General features: G+C 68.2%; 21 protein-coding genes. 8 read left to right on the forward strand and 13 right to left on the reverse strand.

The window, feature by feature from the left end; genetic code table 11:
- Positions 1-39 precede the first annotated feature (39 nt).
- Both B4V06_RS17865 and B4V06_RS17870 read right to left on the reverse strand, forming a co-directional pair.
- Positions 40-660 carry an HAD family hydrolase gene (locus B4V06_RS17865; RefSeq protein ID WP_123114210.1) on the reverse strand — a complete coding sequence of 207 codons (621 nt, stop codon included), beginning with the start codon at positions 658-660 and terminating at the stop codon, positions 40-42.
- A 134-nt stretch (positions 661-794) separates the two neighbouring features.
- Positions 795-1,277, reverse strand: coding sequence for a DUF7321 family protein (locus B4V06_RS17870; RefSeq protein WP_498170897.1), 483 nt, complete (start codon positions 1,275-1,277; stop codon positions 795-797).
- Between the two features lie 141 nt (positions 1,278-1,418).
- On the opposite strand from B4V06_RS17870, the gene B4V06_RS17875 reads away from it, so the two are divergent.
- From B4V06_RS17875 to B4V06_RS17905, 7 genes are all read left to right on the forward strand, one after another.
- The gene (locus tag B4V06_RS17875; protein ID WP_498170900.1) at positions 1,419-2,294 is read left to right on the forward strand and encodes a DUF7319 domain-containing protein; all 876 of its coding nucleotides are present in this window, start codon (positions 1,419-1,421) and stop codon (positions 2,292-2,294) included.
- A 96-nt stretch (positions 2,295-2,390) separates the two neighbouring features.
- Positions 2,391-3,032, forward strand: coding sequence for a halocyanin domain-containing protein (locus tag B4V06_RS17880; RefSeq protein ID WP_498170902.1), 642 nt, complete (start codon positions 2,391-2,393; stop codon positions 3,030-3,032).
- The gene (locus B4V06_RS17885) at positions 3,029-3,418 is read left to right on the forward strand and encodes a DUF7318 family protein (protein WP_498170903.1); all 390 of its coding nucleotides are present in this window, start codon (positions 3,029-3,031) and stop codon (positions 3,416-3,418) included. Before B4V06_RS17880 ends, B4V06_RS17885 begins: the two co-directional genes overlap by 4 nt.
- Before the next feature lie 7 nt (positions 3,419-3,425).
- Positions 3,426-4,235, forward strand: a complete 810-nt coding sequence (locus tag B4V06_RS17890) for a cytochrome b (RefSeq protein ID WP_123114205.1) — start codon at positions 3,426-3,428, stop codon at positions 4,233-4,235.
- Between the two features lie 4 nt (positions 4,236-4,239).
- Entirely contained in the window at positions 4,240-5,028 is a 789-nt protein-coding gene (locus B4V06_RS17895; protein WP_123114204.1) for a cytochrome b family protein, read from the forward strand.
- Positions 5,029-5,072: 44 nt separating this feature from the next.
- Complete coding sequence (locus tag B4V06_RS17900) at positions 5,073-5,504, forward strand: DUF7315 family membrane protein (RefSeq protein ID WP_498170906.1); 432 nt, start codon at positions 5,073-5,075, stop codon at positions 5,502-5,504.
- 4 nt (positions 5,505-5,508) lie between these two features.
- Positions 5,509-5,787, forward strand: coding sequence for a DUF7314 family protein (locus B4V06_RS17905; RefSeq protein WP_123114202.1), 279 nt, complete (start codon positions 5,509-5,511; stop codon positions 5,785-5,787).
- Positions 5,788-6,262: 475 nt separating this feature from the next.
- Here B4V06_RS17905 and B4V06_RS17910 read toward each other — a convergent pair whose 3' ends face one another.
- The 3 genes from B4V06_RS17910 to B4V06_RS17920 form a co-directional block, all read right to left on the reverse strand.
- Positions 6,263-6,697 carry a universal stress protein gene (locus tag B4V06_RS17910; RefSeq protein WP_123114201.1) on the reverse strand — a complete coding sequence of 145 codons (435 nt, stop codon included), beginning with the start codon at positions 6,695-6,697 and terminating at the stop codon, positions 6,263-6,265.
- A 25-nt stretch (positions 6,698-6,722) separates the two neighbouring features.
- Positions 6,723-7,805 carry a sulfite exporter TauE/SafE family protein gene (locus B4V06_RS17915; protein WP_123114200.1) on the reverse strand — a complete coding sequence of 361 codons (1,083 nt, stop codon included), beginning with the start codon at positions 7,803-7,805 and terminating at the stop codon, positions 6,723-6,725.
- A 148-nt stretch (positions 7,806-7,953) separates the two neighbouring features.
- A complete protein-coding gene (locus B4V06_RS17920) occupies positions 7,954-8,565 on the reverse strand; it encodes a hypothetical protein (protein ID WP_498170910.1) in 612 nt (203 codons plus the stop codon).
- Positions 8,566-8,727: 162 nt separating this feature from the next.
- Between B4V06_RS17920 and B4V06_RS17925 the strand changes: the two genes are divergently transcribed.
- Positions 8,728-9,027, forward strand: coding sequence for a DUF4242 domain-containing protein (locus B4V06_RS17925; RefSeq protein WP_498170913.1), 300 nt, complete (start codon positions 8,728-8,730; stop codon positions 9,025-9,027).
- A gap of 168 nt (positions 9,028-9,195) precedes the next feature.
- Here the strand turns inward: B4V06_RS17925 and B4V06_RS17930 are convergent, their stop codons facing one another.
- From B4V06_RS17930 to B4V06_RS17965, 8 genes are all read right to left on the reverse strand, one after another.
- Complete coding sequence (locus tag B4V06_RS17930) at positions 9,196-9,639, reverse strand: DUF7313 family protein (protein WP_123114197.1); 444 nt, start codon at positions 9,637-9,639, stop codon at positions 9,196-9,198.
- Positions 9,640-9,663: 24 nt separating this feature from the next.
- Positions 9,664-10,434 (reverse strand): NAD(+)/NADH kinase, encoded by a 771-nt coding sequence (locus B4V06_RS17935; protein WP_498170915.1) that lies wholly within the window; start codon positions 10,432-10,434, stop codon positions 9,664-9,666.
- Positions 10,435-10,492: 58 nt separating this feature from the next.
- Positions 10,493-11,809, reverse strand: coding sequence for a M28 family peptidase (locus tag B4V06_RS17940; RefSeq protein WP_498170917.1), 1,317 nt, complete (start codon positions 11,807-11,809; stop codon positions 10,493-10,495).
- 59 nt (positions 11,810-11,868) lie between these two features.
- Positions 11,869-12,531 (reverse strand): DUF420 domain-containing protein, encoded by a 663-nt coding sequence (locus B4V06_RS17945; RefSeq protein ID WP_123114194.1) that lies wholly within the window; start codon positions 12,529-12,531, stop codon positions 11,869-11,871.
- Positions 12,532-12,625: 94 nt separating this feature from the next.
- Complete coding sequence (locus tag B4V06_RS17950) at positions 12,626-13,678, reverse strand: NAD(P)-dependent glycerol-1-phosphate dehydrogenase (protein ID WP_123114193.1); 1,053 nt, start codon at positions 13,676-13,678, stop codon at positions 12,626-12,628.
- A gap of 126 nt (positions 13,679-13,804) precedes the next feature.
- Positions 13,805-14,503 carry a LysE family translocator gene (locus B4V06_RS17955; protein WP_123114192.1) on the reverse strand — a complete coding sequence of 233 codons (699 nt, stop codon included), beginning with the start codon at positions 14,501-14,503 and terminating at the stop codon, positions 13,805-13,807.
- A 123-nt stretch (positions 14,504-14,626) separates the two neighbouring features.
- On the reverse strand, positions 14,627-15,286 hold the full coding sequence (locus B4V06_RS17960; protein ID WP_498170920.1) for a metal-dependent transcriptional regulator: 660 nt from the start codon (positions 15,284-15,286) through the stop codon (positions 14,627-14,629).
- Positions 15,287-15,426: 140 nt separating this feature from the next.
- Positions 15,427-16,194: a DUF2103 domain-containing protein gene (locus B4V06_RS17965; protein WP_123114190.1), complete on the reverse strand. Its 768-nt coding sequence runs from the start codon at positions 16,192-16,194 to the stop codon at positions 15,427-15,429.
- Positions 16,195-16,292 lie beyond the last annotated feature (98 nt).

A 16,292-nucleotide genomic window follows, 5' to 3' on the forward strand; every position in this document is an offset into this window, starting at 1 on the left:
AACCGGGGCGGCTCGCCTCCAGCTTAAAAAAAAACGACGCTACGGCTCGGCCTCGAGCTCGGCCGCGATCCGCGGGAGCGGCGTCTCCGTCACGTCGACGAAGCGGCCGCCGACGTCCGCGACGCCGCCGTCGGTGGCGGGGTCGTCGCCGACGTGGACCAGCGTCTCGGGGGCCACGCCGAGCGCGTCGGCCGCGGTCTCGAACGCCTTCGGGTGGGGCTTCCGCCAGCCGCAGCCGACGCTGGTCGTGACCGCGTCGAACTCGCCGCGGAGGCCGGCGCGGATCAGCGTCTTGGAGACGAGCTCGGGCACGGCGCAGTTCGAGAGGAGCCCGACCGGCCCCTGCGCGGCCACGTCGCGGACGGCGTCTCGGGCGCCGTCGCGCCTGGTCACGTCCGGGTCGAACGCCGCGACGACGGCGTGCCGGACGACGTTCTCCGCGGCGTCGACGCCGCGGGACTCGAGCGCGTGCGCGACGTGGGCCGGGAGCGGGACCTCCGCGCCGGCCGGGGCGTCCACGTGTCGCTCGCCGTACGCGACGTGCCAGTCGTCGGGCACGGCGACGTCGCGGGACTCCAGCTCGCGCGCGACGATCTCAGCGGGGTCCGAGGGGTACTCGACGTCGACGAGGGTCCCGAACAGGTCGAAGGTGACTGCCACGATACCCCCACCTTAGGGCAAAACGGGATTGAAGCTGTCGGTCGGTGAAACAGCGGCGGCGTTCACCGCGAGTCGGGCGAAAAGCGGCGAGTCGGGCGGAGAGCCACGGGAAGGGAGACGGGCGACCCCGAGCCTCACATCGCCGGGGCGACGTGGATCGAGTAGAACCGGTAGAGCCCCGTCACCCACGCGCAGAGCCAGAGGAGCATGAACCCGGCCACGCCGACGCGGAGCCGGGCGCGCCAGTGACCCATGTCCTCGTGGATCTCGTCGATGTCGACGTCGGGGTCCTCGTACGCGTCGGCGTTCCGCTTGGCCTGCAGGATCCGGACGATGCCGGTGAGCGCGAACGCCAGCAGCGCGTACGCCTGCAGCCCGAGGAACGCGTGGATGACGGCGAGCCCGGTCAGTCGTCGGAAGAGGCGGGGGATCATCCAGCCGACGATCGGGACGGTCGTCAGCGCCAGCCCGACCCCGATGTACCGGAGGTGGTGCGTGAGGACGTTCCAACTCACGGTCTCGGCGTCGATCATGATCCACGCCCCGTACAGCAGGAAGGGGAGACTCGTCGTCACCGACAGCCCGGCGAGCGCCGCGAAGACCGACTCGTCTACCATCGATCGACGGTTCGGGCTCCGGCGCGTAAAACTCCCCGATCCGTCCGTCGCAGCGACGCCGGCCCCTCGAAGCGGCCGGCCGCCGTCACTCGTCGACAACGGACGAAAACAGTTAGCGTCCGGAGCCCGTAGGGCCGGACGATGGAGGACACCTCGACGGGATCGGAGCCGGAGCCGAGACCGGACCGAGAGCCGGAGACACCGGGCGGTGACGAGGCGTCCCCGGGCGGGGAACCGCCCAGTGACGAGGGAGGACCGACTGTCGGGGACGACGCCGCGGACGACCTCGACGAGCTCAGGCGCCGCGTCGAGGAGGAGTACGACTTCGACGACTTCGGGCCGTCGGACATGGCCCGGATGAGCGCCGAGGAGTGGGACGCCGCCTTCGACCCCGACTCGTGGATCACGGGCGACCGCCTGCTCGAGCGCGCCGAGGCGGAGCTCAAGTCGCGGATCGCTCGCCGCGAGGTGTTCGGCGTGTTGGAACGGGTCCGCGCCGACGGCGAGGAGCGGATCTTAGTCTACTCCGACGAGGGGTACGCCATCGTCCGCCCGACCGGCGAGGTGGCCGGGCAGGGGACGGTGCTGCGCGACATCGAGCCGATCGTCGCGCTGGCGGCGATGGAGTCGTACGACGTGCCGGAGCCGCCCGAGGACTGGTCGCTCCCGCACCCCGACACCGTCCCCGATGGGTCCGGCGAGTTCGGCAACCTGATGGTCCAGGTGATCGCGGTCGTGCAGGTGCTCGCCGGCGCGGCGCTGCTGGCCGCGACGTTCCTCACCGACCTCGACACGATCGTCGCGCCCGCGATGGGGATCGTGTTCCTGCTCATCGGTCTCTTCCTGTTCGTGATGGTGGCGAACGCGCGGCTCTCCGACCGGTTCCGCTCGGAGGAGTATCGGGAGCGGCTGCGGGCGCTCCGCGAGGCGAAGGAACGTCCCGAGTTCGTCCCCGTCGAAGACGGTGTCGTGACCGACGAGGACGCCGTCGCGAGCGACCGCGACCGAGACGAGTAATTACGCCGATTTCGGCGGTCTCAGTCCCTCCAAACTCCTCCACGTCGGCGGTTTCAGTCGGAGGGTTTAAGCGGACCCCGTCCTGAGTGAAACCGTATGAAAAGGCGGGACTTCGTGCGGACGGCCGGCGGCGCGACCGCCGCCGTCGCGGCCTCCGCCGGGGCGACCGGAACGGTGGCTGCACAGGAGGTACAGCCCGACTGGCCGAGCGGCGCGTCGAGCGGCAACGTCGGGTCGTACACCGACGCCCGCGGGCAGGACTCGGTGACCATCTCGGTCGGCGCCGGCAGCAGCGGCCTCGCGTTCGACCCGACGCTGGTCTGGGTCGACGAGGGGACGACCATCGTCTGGGAGTGGACCGGGGCCGGCGGGAGCCACAACGTCGTCACACAGGAGGGCCCGGCCTCGCTCGACAGCGGCGATCCAGTCGGCGAGGAAGGGTACACGTACGAGTACGAGACATCGGGCGAGGACGCCGGCATCACTCACTACGCCTGTGCCCCCCACGTCCCAGTCGGTATGCACGGCGGTATCGCCGTCGGTGAGGACGTCGCCACCGTCGAGACCGGCGGGGCGAACACCGGGTGGCCGGAGGACATCGCCAAGGTCGGCGTTCCGCTCCACGCCCACTGGGTCGGGATCTCCGCGATGCTGGGTATCTCGCTCACCTTCGTGTTCACGTTCTACCTGCTGAAGTACGGCGAGTCCGCCCACACCGGTCACGGAGGGAGAGAATGAGCTCCGGCGGCTCCTCGTACGGTGACATCCACCGGTACGAGCCGGCCCGCGAGAGCACGGCCGCGGCGATCGCCATCGTGCTCTTGACGGTCATCGAGGTCGTATTCGTGTCTCTGTTCGTCTACGGGCTCATGTCCGCCTGGGCCTCGACGGAGTTCGGCAACATGTTCGCCGGTGCGCTGCTGGCGATGATCTTCATCGACCTCGCCTTCATCCTCCTGTTGTACCGCAAGGAGTTCCTCCCCGACGTGATGATCGTGAAGAAGCGTCGTCGCAAGTGGGAGGACCTCTACGTCCGGGAGGACGAGAAGGACGGCGTCGGGATAGACACCGGCAGCGCGATGGACACTATCAAGCGCGCGGTCTACCCCTACTACAAGAAGTGATCCCACAATGAGCCTCAAAAAACAAGACGAGATGGACCACAACGCGTGGCTCAAAAAGCAGGACCTGACGGTCATCGAGACCGCGTTCCTCACCACGCTCATCTGGCTGGACAAGCGGCTCCGCATCGTCGACTACCTCGAGCTGCTGGAGACGATGTACTACCGCGCGAACCTCCAGATGCCGAAGAGCCACACGGAGCAGTACGACCTCGACAACAAGTTCTGGTACTGGTACCCGCTGTACTCGCTCGGGTCGCTGTCGATCATCGCATACTTGGTCGCGGCGGTCACCGGGGCGCTGCTCGGGTTCTACTACGCGCCGTCGACCGCCGGTGCCGCCGCGCAGGGCGACCCGACGGCCGCGTACGACTCCGTCGTGATGATCATGACGGACGTCCAGTTCGGGTACATGCTCCGCTCGATCCACCGCTGGGCGGCGCAGTTCATGGTCGCCGCGGTGTTCCTGCACATGCTCCGCGTGTACTTCACCGGCTCGTACAAGGAGCCCCGCGAGGTCAACTGGATCCTCGGGATCGTCCTCATCGGCCTGACGCTCCTGTTCGGCTTCTCCGGGTACGTGCTCCCGTGGAAGCAGCTGTCGTTCTGGGCCGCACAGATCGGCGTCGAGATGGCGCTCGCGACCCCCATCGTGGGCGAGTGGGCGGCGCAGCTCCTGTTCGGCGGCTTCACCCTCGGACAGGCGACGCTCGTGAGAATGTACATCCTGCACGTCTTCGTGCTGCCGTTCGTGGTGACCGGCCTCATCGCGCTCCACGTCGGCATCGTCTGGGTGCAGGGGATCGCCGAGCCGCACTAATCCAATGACCGACGACACCACCCCCATGACGGACGGAGGCACCGACGAGGAAGCGCGCACCGACGGCGGTCCGCCGGCGACGGTGCCGCCGGACGACGAGACGCCGACCTGGACCGAGCGCAAGGAGCACTCCAGCGGGCTCGCCCAGCTCACCTACCAGTACTTCGAGCGCTCTCGCCGCGAAGACGAAAACCTCCGCGCGGAGTCGACGTACGTCGAGCGCGACGTGCTCGGCTTCCCCACGTGGCCCCACGAGACGATCCGGAACCTCGCCATCACGAGCTTCTTCGTCGGGATCATGATCCTCATCGCGGCGGTGATGCCGGCGCACTACGGGGAGCCGGCGAATCCCGGGGCGACGCCGGCGATCATCCTGCCGGACTGGTACCTCTACTGGTCGTTCGGGCTGCTGAAGCTCAACCCCATCAACCCGAGCCTCGCGGTGCTCGACGGCAACATCGCGATAGGGAACGAGTTCCTCGGGATCATCGCTCACGGGATCGTCTTCGGCGCCATCGGGCTCGTGCCGTTCCTCAACAAGGGGAGCGCGCGGCGTCCCGTCGAGCAGCCGTTCTGGGCGGCCGTCGGCGTGGGCGGCGTCATCCTGTCGATCACGCTCGCGGCGCTCGCGATCCAGAACTTCTTCCCGATCTCGCTCGACCTGCTGCTGCTGCTGACGTTCATGCTCCCGATCGCCGGCGGGATCATCACCTACGCGGTGTTGAAGACGATGCGTGAAGGGTACATGTACGACCTGAACCGGCGGTACTACATGTTGCGCCCGCCGAAGTAAGGCCTGAACTCCCGTCTCCGTTTTCCCCGCCGCACACCAGTTCGATGTCATCATCCACCGACCACGACGACGCACAAGCGTTCGACGAGACGGGCGATCCGATCGCCGCGGACGAACAGGAGGGTCCCCGCAGCGAGCCGACCGGCCCCCGATCCGGGGCCGACGGGCGCGAGATCGTCGTCCCGTTCCGCCTGTACAAGGCCGTCACCGTCTTCTCGACGCTGGCGGCCGTGGTCGCGTATCTGATCGGGTTTACGCTCGTCGACGCCGCGACGCTGCAGATCAGCTTCGTGCGGACGACGATCGTGTACCTCCTGAACAGCGCCGGGCTCTACCCCTCACAGGACACGCTGGTCGCCGCGCTGGCGATCACGGGGATCGCCTTCATCGTCGCGGGGACGGCGGTGTACGTGTTGGGGACGCGGTTCCGCGGCCAAGGGATGGGAAAGTCTCAAGACGGCTCCGACGAATCGTGAGGTAATGGCAGACGAGTTCATGAAGGGGTTCGCCCTGTTCACGCTCGGTGGCCTCGGCTGGCTCACCTTCGGTGGATGGTATCGAACGCCCTCGTACTACGACGTCGTGCAGCTGGTTAACCCGGCCGAAGGCATCGAGACCGCCTACGGTGAGATCGGTCTCGTCGCCGGCGACGCGTTCTTCTGGGTGATGATCCTCGGCGCGCTCACGTTCTGGGTGCTGATTCCGGTGAGCCGCGAGCTGCGCGACGTCCTCAACGACGACGCCGACGCCGCGAACTGATCCGCCCGCCGGACTCGTTTTACCCGGTTGCGTCCGGGGCCTTCGTGAACCCCTCGATCGGTGAGGTGGTTCAGTGGCCGTGCCGAACACGGCGCCCATATCTCGCACGGTGTTTTTTTGCCGGTCTGGCTGACTGAGTCGACACAGACACCGCATGGTGGACGTGGCGACTGGCGGTACTCGTTCCCTATCCGGAGGTGACCCATCGTCGGCTACCTTGGCGGTGAACTCCAGAAATGTCTGAACTCGAGCGGGTCCGTCGAGGCCCGCGCCTCCCTGCACGCCTTGCGGTCGGGCGATCGCCCTCCGGAGGCCACGGACGCCTGTCGTTCGCGCTGGTCGTCATCGCGGCGGCGCAGACGCCCACGTCGCTGGAAACGCCGGCGGTCGCGGCCGCGGCGTTCGGTGGTTCAGAGGCGGCGAGACCGACGCCACGGTGTCCGGTACCGGCCGCCGAGACGCCCCCGACCCCGGCCTAGTCAGAGAGACGGACCGTGACGACCGGCACCGGCGACCGACGAACGACCTTCTCGGCGACGCTGCCGATGAGGTAGTGGTCCAAGCCGGTCCGGCCGTGAGTGCCCATCACCACCATATCCATCCGCTCGTCCTCGACGTAGTCGAGGATCGTCGCCTTGGGTACGCCCTCGACGGTCGCCGTCTCGACCGGCAGGTCGTCGTGCAGCATGGCGACCGCGTCCTCGACGGCGCGTTCGGCCCGGTCGTGCTCGGCGTCGGTCCACGCCTCCACCGAGAGGCCGCCGGTCGGACTCTCGAAGCGATTGCGCGTGTCGACGACCGAGAGGACGTGAACGGTCGCGTCGAAGCGGTCGGCGATGGTCTCGGCGTGGTTCGCGGCCGCCGCGATGCCGTCGTTGCCGTCGGTCGGGAGCAGGATGTCGTCGTACATAGTCGAGTGAAGCGCGCCCGTCGACTTAGAAGCCCCCGACCGCCATCACGAACAGCGCGGCGGCGATGACCGCGAAGAGCACGCCGACGCCCTGCTTGATGAGAGTCGTGTCCAGCGCCGCCGAGACGTACGGCGCGATCTGGCCGCCGGTGACCGTCGCCGGCACCGTCCAGACGACCATGTTCCACGGGGTTGACGCGAGGCTGATGCTGTGGCCGCCGGGGACGAACTGGCCGCCGAAGACGTGGACCAGCGACGCAAGCACCGCGGTCAGCGCGACGACGATGTGGTTGGTGCCGATGGCGACTCGCACGGGTACCTCGGTCCGAAGCATCGAAATGATACCCAGTTCCCCGATACCGAAGCCGGCGAGTCCCTGAAAGACGCCGCCGACGCTGTAGTTGGCGAAGCGTTCGAGGTACCCCCGGCGGGAGTAGCTGTAGTCGTTGCCGTCGCGGTCGACCCGCGTGACGATGCCGTCCGCGGCCGTCTCGACGCCGGCCGGTCCGAGTTTGTCGGCGTCGTTCGGCATCGAACCGCCGTCGGTCGAAACCTCGGCTCCCGCGCCGCTCTCACTGGGTCCCTCGTGGTCCAGATCGGCCTTGAACAGGAGATACGAGGCGACCATCAGCGCCAGTCCGAGCAGGAGGTGAAACACCGGCGCGGGGATGACGAAAGAGAGCAGCGCGCCGGCGACGACGAATGGCACTCCACCCGCGACCAGTGTGAGCGCGAGGCGTCGGTCGACCAGCCCGTACTGAATGAACGCGAGCGCGGAACTGGAGAGGCCGAACGACTCGCTGATGAGTCCGACCTTCACGAGCGTCTCCGGCGTGAGCGTCTCGCCCGCGATGAGCGGGAAGACGAAGATGAGGAAGGGGACGAAGAGCGCGGACCCGCTGATACCGACCGTGTTGACGATGGTGGCGCCGACGATGAAGGCGAAGAAGAGCCACCAGTACTCCAGCCAGTAGCTCGCCCCCGACCCTTCTGTCGGCGCTCCGAAATAAACGCCCACCACGAACAGTAACGGGGCGAGGAACACGAACACGTGCTGATACTTGAGGAAGGCCTTCTGGACCGTATCCGACCGTGAGGACGCGCTCATTGCGGATTGACGCTTCGTTAGAAATTCTGGTACAAATGCGTTTTCTTCTGTGAGATGTGTTTCAATAATTCGTGTAAGATTTCCGGGAGTGTCGTGGCTGTCGCCGCGGTGAGCTCGCGCTCTGTATTCTGCAACAGGTTCCGATCAGCTACCTAGAATTTCTACAGAGCATTTCATCAACTGCGTCGTCAACGAGCTCCAATCCTATGACATAAGCCGACTGCCAGATCCTCCGAAACAACGCGACAACCAATATCCCTGCGATTGAGCTATTACTGCGTAAAACTTTGAGATTCCAGGCACGCTTCCACTCCAGCAATCGCGGCGATTCTTGTGGCGAGGAATCTAGGTAGGCAAGCCGGTCGACTACTGCTTTCGTGTATAGAATACCGTGATTGAGAAGGGTAGTTGTAACAAATACCATAGCTGAAACCACAACTGACGGAATCCACCCTACTCCTGCCCAAGAAAATGCTTGGAGGATAATAATTACAGATATACCACCGGTTATTCCGTCCAGAATTTGGAATTTGCTCACACCATCCTCGATCGTGAGAAGATCCTCACGCAATCTATCCGCCGCTCGGTTGGCATCCGCCGCCAGTTCTTCAGGACCACGCTCAGCAGATCCCGTCTTACGATTGTCCATCCAGATTTCCTCAAGATCGTCCCGGAATCCTGTCAGGTGTGTTCCGTCGTATATCTCCGAGAGGGTTTGATCGGCTTTGTCAAGCCTAGATCTGAATATCCCCTCAGGCATTAGGAGTGATTTGCTAGTGGAAGTACATAACAATCTGTGTTAATTACTCCGTTGAAATACCCGGCAGTGACAGTTTTCAGTAATTTTCTGCATACAGTGCGCGTAGCTCTCCTCAGACCCCACCCAAAAACATTAATTTCTACCAACTTCACCGGGGGAACGATGTCGGGACAAGAGTTGGAGGACTTCCTCATCCTCCGAGAGCTGGGTGAGCCGATAAGTACGGAAGAGCTCGAAGACGCGAGCGAGCAGTCGGGCGAGGCTCTCAAGGAGCTCCGGGAGGAAGGCGTCGGAATTCGCTGGGTAGAGTCCGAGGTCCTAACGAACGACGCGGGTCAGGTGACCGGGACGTTCTGTCACTACCAAGCCGAAAGCGAGGACGCCGTTCGCGAACACGCCGATCGCGCCGGTCTCCCCGCGACGCGGATCGACCGCCGCGGGCAGCCGCTCGACGGCGAGTGATGGAAGAAGTCGGGAGGTGAGCGATTTATAAAGACGGCGGCTCGCGGTCGCCGCTCACGTAGTTCGTCGGTCCGGGAGCAGGTCTCGAGGAGACGCGAAACGACGGCGAGAAGCGGGATTCCGACGAGAAACGGAACGTGGACGGTCGTTCCCTCTCGGACTCCCGGACTACGCGATGACGTACTGGTTCCAGAGGCCGGCGACGAGGAACCACAGGGCGTAGTAGGAGGCGAACACCAAGACGAACAGCGACGCGGCGATCGAGCTCTTCGGCGCCTCGATCGGCATGTCGTTGCGGGCCTCGACGTTGCGCGCCTCCAGCTCGAAGAGGTCGGCGATCAGCATCGTGATCACGAGCACCGAGAGGATCACGCCGCTCACGGGTGCGTCGAGCACGAAGAGGAAGCTCAACAGCACGAGCCCGATATTCGTGAACGCGTGTGGCGTGTACGGTTCGACGCTGTCACCGTCGGTTCCCTGTTCGACGTGTCGCCGGTGCGCGATGTGACGCGTCGCGAGGTTCGCCACCGCCATCGTCAGTATCGCGTACGGCAGCACCGGTCCGACCGCGGACAGCCAGCCGAGGGGAACGAGGAACTGCAGTGGATCCATATCGACACATCCGGTCACGAGTTATTAGAGTGTTTCCGATCGTCGCGCTCGGCGCGCGCCCTCGAACGTCACGAGCGCGACCCGGTCGGTCGCCTCGATCGCGACGGGTCGGTGCGGCTCGACCGTGCCGCGCTCCCGACCGTCGACCACGAGCGTGACCGATTCCGTCTCGCGCTCGACCGAGAGCGAGAGGCGGTCCGCGGCGACCCACGCGTCCGTCCGGGTGCTGAACGGGGCGATCGGCGCGACGGAGAGCCCGCCGCCCGGCTCCACGACGGGACCGCCGACCGCGTTGGCGTACCCGTCGCTGCCGAACGGGGTCGCGACGGCGACGCCGTCCGCGCGGATCAGCCTGTCGGCGCCGCCGACGAAGTCGATCGCGAACTCGGAGATACGAGCGGGCTCCGCGGTAACTAGGGCGACGTCGAAGGCGGCGCGCCGCGTCTCCCCGTTTCCGGCGTCGACCGCGAGGACCGGGTGCGCGACGCGCCGGACGCCGTCGAAGGGGCGGTCGCCGTCGCCGGACTCACCGCGGAGCGCCGCGTCGAGCAGCGTCCGGAGGCGCCGCTCCGCGATATCGGTGTCGACCGCGAGCCGCCGCGACCCGACCGGGATCACCGGCGCGTCCGGCGCGTCGACGATCGCGTCGCGGATGGCCTCGTCGCCGACCGCGACGACGGCGTCCGCGTCGGACCGCTCGGCGGACCGATGCGGGAGCCCCGTGAGAGCGTGCCGGAGCGCCGCCGCCGCCCGATCGCCGCCGACGACCGCGACGCGTCGTTCCGACGGTTCCATACGCGGGAGGTGTGGCCGGGGCGGGTGAAAACCTCCCGGTTCGCGACGGGGGCCGTCCCTAGAACGGCCAGTCGCCCGTGATCTTCATGCCGGTCGCCTTCCCCTCGCGTTCGAGCGCCGCCGCGAGCTCGTCGCGGTCCCGCCGCGCCGCCGTCACCGACTCGTCCGCGAGCTCGGCGACGAGCTCGGTCAGCAGGATCGCCTGCTCTCGGAGGTTCCGGGACTCCAGCTTATCGAGCGTGTCGGCGCCGGTGTGCCCCCAGCCGCGGCCCCGGCCCTCCGTCTCGCCCGAGACCATGTACCCCGGGATCCCGCGCTCGACGAACGGCCAGTGGTCGCTGTGGGGGACCAGCTCCGCGCCGAGCGAGATCGGGTGGTCGAAGCGGTCGCTCACGCGCTCCGCGGCGGCCTCCAGCGCGTCGAAGCCGTGGTGATCGAGCTTCAGGGTACGGCCGAACACGTTGCTGTCGACGTTGACGACGGCCGCGACGCGCTCGGGGTCGACCGCCTCCGCGTACAGCGAGGATCCGACGAGCCCGACCTCCTCGGCGCCGAAGGCGACGAACCGGACTCGCCGGTCGAGCTCGTCCTCGCGCGCGGCGAGCGCGTTCGCGACCTCGACGATCGTCGCCGTGCCGGCGCCGTTGTCCATCGCGCCCTGCGAGATGTCGTGGGCGTCGACGTGCGAGGAGACGACGAGGTACTCGTCCGTATCGGGGCCGAGTTCGGCGACCGCGTTCCCGCTCGTCGCGTCCGGCGTCTCGCAGTCGACGGCGACGGTCAGCTCGTCGCCCTCGTGCCGGCGGGCGAGCCGCGCGCCGGCCTCCTTCGAGACGCCTACGGCCGGGATCTCGCCCACGGGCGCGTCTGCCGTGCCGACGCTGCCGGTCGGGGGGAGCGTCCCCTCGACGTGGTTCGCGAAGACGAAGGCCGCGGCGCCGGCCTCGACGGCGTGGTAGTACTTCTCTCGGCGGTGGACGAACCGGTCGACGGAGTCGGGCGTGTCCGAGGAGACCATCACGACCGTCCCGTCGAGGTCGGCCTCGAAGTCCTCGGGGACGCCGTAGCCGAGGTCGACGAACTCGCCGGTCGCCTCGCCGCTGGGACTCCGGGGGAGCGCGATGCAGGCGTTCATCCCGGCGGCGACCGGCTCGTCGCCGGCGCGGACCGCGCTGTCGCCGCGCTCCCAGCCCTGAATGTCGAACTCCTCGATCCGGGCGTCCCGCGCGCCGGCGTCGGCGAAGGCGTCGCGCGTCAGTTCCAGCCCCGCGCGCTCGCCGTCGGTGCCCGCCATGCGGCTGCCGACGTCGACGAGCGCTTCGAGGTGGCTCCAGCCGGCATCGCTCGTGAAGGTGTCGCCGATCCAGTCGGTCATGCGTGTCGGTGCGGCGGCGGCGAGTCAAGCGTTTCGGTGGCGGCGGCCGGTGCCGGAGCTTATAAACCCGGCACGAGCGGGAGCAGCGCCGTCGCGGCCTCGGCGGCGGCGAACGTCGAGTCGTACAGGTGATTTAAGAGGAGGTAGGTGACGACGCCGAGCACGAGCGAGAGGATCCACGCGCTCGCGGCGATCCGCCCGACGCGGCGGTGGGGCGTCTCGGTCCGCAGCTCGTGCTCCGTGTGCGTCAGCCCGAGGACGATGGCGTAGAGGACGACGGGGACGGAGACGACGGAGAGGATGATGTGAATCGCGAGCATGATCAGGTACGCCGGGTACACCCAGTCCCACAGCGGGACCCACGCGTACGCGGAGTCGAGGACGAACTCCTTCGTGCCGCCGCCGGCGACCTTCGGGAGGTACATGCCGAGGAACACGAGGATGAGGGCGAACGAGGTGGTCATCGCCGCCGCGTGCTTCTTCACCTCGTCGTTGCGGATCCAGTACCAGCCGAGCGAGAGCGTGACGACGGTGACGGTGTTGACGGCGGCGATGCCGTGCGCGAGCAGGTCGACGGTGCCGCGGGAGAGCGTCGGGAACAGCGCCTGGAACTCGGGGACTAAGAAGACGCCGCCGACGGCTCCGTAGCCGACGATCGTGAGGAGCACGGTGATCGCGCCGGCCCGCTCTTTCGCCCGGTCGCGAACGCTGGCGGTGGACATACAGGGGGTTGTCTCGGGACGGTTATTTCGCTTTCGAGGACGAGACGCGTCGCCGCCCGACGCGGCCGGGGACCCGTCGGCGCCGAGGGGCGGTTCAGCGCTCGATGACGCCGGTCGCCGTCGCGACCTCGATCGCGGCCTCCTCGTTGATCCCGCCCTGGAGGATCGTGTAGCGGTCGCGGATCTCGTGGGCAGTCGTCAGCGCGGCGAGCAGCTCCTCGTCGTCGACGCCGAGCTCGGCCGCGGTCGTGGGGGCATCGAGCTCGGCGAGCGCGTCGCGGATCGCGCTCCATCGTCCGTTCTCGCCGCTGTGGAGGTACTCCGTCATGATCGAGGCGACGCCGACCTGGTGGCCGTGGAGCGCCTTCCCGGGGGCGATCCGGTCGAGCTGGTGGGAGATGAGGTGTTCCGCGCCGGAGGCGGGCCGCGAGGACCCCGCGATCGACATCGCGACGCCGGAGGAGACGAGCGCCTTCACGACGACCCACGAGGACTCCTCTAGGCCGGGCCGGATCATGTCGGCGTTCTCGACGAGCAGCTCCGCGGTCATCTCCGAGAGCGCGCCCGCGTACTCGCTGTACTCGACGTTCCGGAGCCGACGGGCGAGCCGCCAGTCCTTCACGGCGGTGTAGTTGGAGATGATGTCGGCACAGCCCGCGGTGGTGAGCCGCCACGGGGCGTTCGCGAGGAGCGTCGTGTCCGCGACGACCGCCAGCGGCGGGTCGGCGGCGACCGAGTGGCGCGTGTCGCCCTCGGGGATCGAGGAGCGCCCGGAGACGATCCCGTCGTGAGAGGCGACGGTAGGGACGGAGACGAAGCCGACGTTGAGGTGGTCGGCGGCCATCTTCGCGATGTCGATCGGCTTCCCGCCGCCGAGGGCGATCAGGTAGCCGGGATCGATCTCCTCGGCGGTCTCGGTGAGCTTCTCGACGGCGTCGAAGGAGGCGTCCTCGACGACGGCGGTCGCGGGGTCGTCGAACTGCGCGCGCACCCGGTCGCCGGCGATCTCGTTCGGCGTCGGGCTCGTGACGATGAGCGGCCGCCCCGTGAGGTACAGCTCGCCGACCGCCGCGCCGAGGTCGTCGATCACCTCGTGACCGACGAGCACGTTGCGCGGGAGCTTGATCCACGTGGACTTGTCGAACATACGGGTTGGTCTCGCTCGCGGGGCAAAGCCGTTGCCCATATCGGCCGCGGGTCGAGGGGGCGTGACGCCGACGACCGCCGACCGTACTGTTCTCCGCGGTCGTCGACGCGACGCTCTCGCGGTCGCCTACGCGATGACCGCCGAGAGCGTGGTCGCGGCGTCGTATAAGAAGAAGACGCCGAACCCGGCGAGCACGACCGCCGAGGCCACCGCGACGACCGGCGCGAACGTCTCGGTCCGGTTCTCGGCGGCGACGAGCCCCGCGGGGAACCCGACGATCCACGTCAACACACCGAGGAAGAAGCCGCCGATCAGCGCGGGGGAACCGGTGGAGACCACGAGCGTCCCGGCGAGGTCGGTACCGACGACCGGGAGGCGGGCCAGCACGTCGAGCTCGCCGGGACGCAGCAGGCCGACGCCGACCGTGAGCCAGAACAGCACTTGGTACGGGTTCGTCAGCGCGAGAACCAGCGCCTTGCGGAACCCCTTCCCCGCCTCGATCGACGGCTCGTCGCCCGAGGTCGGCCGGAACGACGCGCGGGCGCCGCGGGCCGCCCCGACGGCGAAGTATAACATGAGGACGCCGCCGGCGGCAACCATGCCGGCGCGGAGGAGCGGGAGCGCGTCGACGACAGCGACGACGCCGAGGTACGCGAGCACGAAGAAGATCACGTCGGCGGTCGCCGCGCCGAGCCCCGCGCGGAAGCCGGCGAACCGGCCGCGCAGCACCGACTCCTCTGCGATGACCGCGTTCATCGGACCGGGCGGGGCCGCGAGCGCGAGGCCGAAGACGACCCCCGCACCGAGCGTCACGAGGAGGTTCACACCGCTCCGAACGGTCGGTTTCGTGAAAAAGTCCGCGAAGGAGGGGTGGGCGTCAGGGCCGGAAACCCGACACCGATGAGCGAAGGTGGGGAGCGATGCGGCCGGCGGCGCGTCCCGGACGCGTCAGTCCGCGTCCTCGACGCGGATCGACCGGGCCACCGGCGCCGGCAGGCTCTGCTCGCCGGTCGGCGTCGCCACGGTGACCATCCCGAAGGGGGCGACGTCGACGACTTCGAGCTCGGTGCCGGGGGTGATCCCGGCGTCGGCGAGGTAGTCGAGCTCCGCCTCGTCGCGGTCGGACACCCGCGCGACGACCACGCGGTCGCCCTCGGCGCGGTCGGAGAGCCGCAGGCCGCTCCCCTCGTCGACGGGCTCGAGGTCGGCCCCGGGGATTGGGTCGCCGTGGGGGTCGACGGCGGGGTCGCCCAGCGCCTCCGCGACGCGGCGCTCGAACTCCTCGGAGATGTGATGCTCTAAAGCGTCGGCCTCGTCGTGGACCTCGCTCCAGTCGTAGTTGAGCCGGTCGGCGAGGAACGCCTCCAGCAGCCGGTGATGACGGACGACCTCCAAGGCGACGGCCTCGCCTTCCGCCGTGAGCTCCGCGCCCTGGTACGGCTCGCGCTCGACGAGGCCGCGGTCCTCCAGCTTCCCTAGCATGTCCGTGACCGACGGGGAGGTCTTGTCGAGGTACTCCGCGATCGCGGACGTCGAGACCGGGGGGCCCTGCTCCGACTGGAGGACGTAGATCGCCTTCAGGTAGTCCTCCATGACGTCGCTCAGCATTTATAAGCGATCGCGGCCGCTGTCGGAAATACCTACCGGGAAACGCCGGCTGCCGGGCCCGCGAGCGCGAGGCCGAAGCGACCCGTTCGACCGTCGCTCGTCTTCCGGCCACCGCTCACTCGTCCTGTAGCTCCGCCCGCTCACTCGTCCTGTAGCTCCGCCTCCCGCAGCGCCTCGTTGAGGTCTTCCCGGACCCGCTCGCCCGTCTCGCGGTCCATCGCGGTAGTGACGATCCGGTTCTCCTGCACGCTGGAGCCGTCGCGGAGGAGCAGTCGGACGTTCCCGTTGGTCCCCGCGCGCGTCGCCTTCGCGCGGAGCCCGGTCCGCGATCCGGTGCCGCCGGCGTCGATGGGGCCCGGGACGATCTTCTTGACGTGGGGGTGTTGCGCGACCGTGCTCACCGCCTTCCGCCCCTTGCGGTCGCCGATCAGCGTCGAGTGGGAGCCGCCGATCTTCTCGCGCGGCGGGGTCTCGACCACCTCCAGCGCGCGGTCGCCGCGCCGGTCGAGGACCCACGAGACGACGGGGCTCGCGCGCTCGCCGTCGTCGTCGGACTCCTCGTCGACGCTCGCGTCGGGCACCCGGTAGAACTCGTGGTGGACCTGCGCGCGGGTCTCGCGGAGCGGCTCCCGCTCGCCGGCGGCGTAGACGGTGTCGGGTCGCTTGCGGCGGATCTCGTCGGCGACCCGGCCGGCGAAGTTGCGGAGTTGGATCTCGGTGAGCTGCTCGTCGTGCTCCGGGCGGGTCGTCACCGTCGTCTCGCCGACGACCTCGTCCTCGTCGAGCATCGTCAGGCGGGCGCGGTCCTCGGCGAACTCGGCGACGACGGCGTCGGCGTTGGCGGTGTTACAGGTGAGACAGTAGTCCCCGGGCTTGCGGAGCGGGGTGCCACACCGCCGACAGTTCATACCGGACGGAGGCGCGTGGCGGGTAAAAGCGCGTCCGTTCTCCCGCCTCGAAGCGCCCGTCCGTTCGCCCGCCTCGAAGCGCCCGCCCGGTTCGCGGC

It is taken from the genome of Halorubrum sp. B53, from assembly GCF_059752395.1.

Bases quoted from the DNA above. Each gene is read 5' to 3' on its own strand.
- B4V06_RS17870 (WP_498170897.1), bottom strand. From the start codon at position 1,277: ATGGTAGACGAGTCGGTCTTCGCGGCGCTCGCCGGGCTGTCGGTGACG.
- B4V06_RS17875 (WP_498170900.1), top strand. From the start codon at position 1,419: ATGGAGGACACCTCGACGGGATCGGAGCCGGAGCCGAGACCGGACCGA.
- B4V06_RS17880 (WP_498170902.1), top strand. From the start codon at position 2,391: ATGAAAAGGCGGGACTTCGTGCGGACGGCCGGCGGCGCGACCGCCGCC.
- B4V06_RS17885 (WP_498170903.1), top strand. From the start codon at position 3,029: ATGAGCTCCGGCGGCTCCTCGTACGGTGACATCCACCGGTACGAGCCG.
- B4V06_RS17890 (WP_123114205.1), top strand. From the start codon at position 3,426: ATGAGCCTCAAAAAACAAGACGAGATGGACCACAACGCGTGGCTCAAA.
- B4V06_RS17895 (WP_123114204.1), top strand. From the start codon at position 4,240: ATGACCGACGACACCACCCCCATGACGGACGGAGGCACCGACGAGGAA.
- B4V06_RS17900 (WP_498170906.1), top strand. From the start codon at position 5,073: ATGTCATCATCCACCGACCACGACGACGCACAAGCGTTCGACGAGACG.
- B4V06_RS17905 (WP_123114202.1), top strand. From the start codon at position 5,509: ATGGCAGACGAGTTCATGAAGGGGTTCGCCCTGTTCACGCTCGGTGGC.
- B4V06_RS17910 (WP_123114201.1), bottom strand. From the start codon at position 6,697: ATGTACGACGACATCCTGCTCCCGACCGACGGCAACGACGGCATCGCG.
- B4V06_RS17915 (WP_123114200.1), bottom strand. From the start codon at position 7,805: ATGAGCGCGTCCTCACGGTCGGATACGGTCCAGAAGGCCTTCCTCAAG.
- B4V06_RS17920 (WP_498170910.1), bottom strand. From the start codon at position 8,565: ATGCCTGAGGGGATATTCAGATCTAGGCTTGACAAAGCCGATCAAACC.
- B4V06_RS17925 (WP_498170913.1), top strand. From the start codon at position 8,728: ATGTCGGGACAAGAGTTGGAGGACTTCCTCATCCTCCGAGAGCTGGGT.
- B4V06_RS17930 (WP_123114197.1), bottom strand. From the start codon at position 9,639: ATGGATCCACTGCAGTTCCTCGTTCCCCTCGGCTGGCTGTCCGCGGTC.
- B4V06_RS17935 (WP_498170915.1), bottom strand. From the start codon at position 10,434: ATGGAACCGTCGGAACGACGCGTCGCGGTCGTCGGCGGCGATCGGGCG.
- B4V06_RS17940 (WP_498170917.1), bottom strand. From the start codon at position 11,809: ATGACCGACTGGATCGGCGACACCTTCACGAGCGATGCCGGCTGGAGC.
- B4V06_RS17945 (WP_123114194.1), bottom strand. From the start codon at position 12,531: ATGTCCACCGCCAGCGTTCGCGACCGGGCGAAAGAGCGGGCCGGCGCG.
- B4V06_RS17950 (WP_123114193.1), bottom strand. From the start codon at position 13,678: ATGTTCGACAAGTCCACGTGGATCAAGCTCCCGCGCAACGTGCTCGTC.
- B4V06_RS17960 (WP_498170920.1), bottom strand. From the start codon at position 15,286: ATGCTGAGCGACGTCATGGAGGACTACCTGAAGGCGATCTACGTCCTC.
- B4V06_RS17965 (WP_123114190.1), bottom strand. From the start codon at position 16,194: ATGAACTGTCGGCGGTGTGGCACCCCGCTCCGCAAGCCCGGGGACTAC.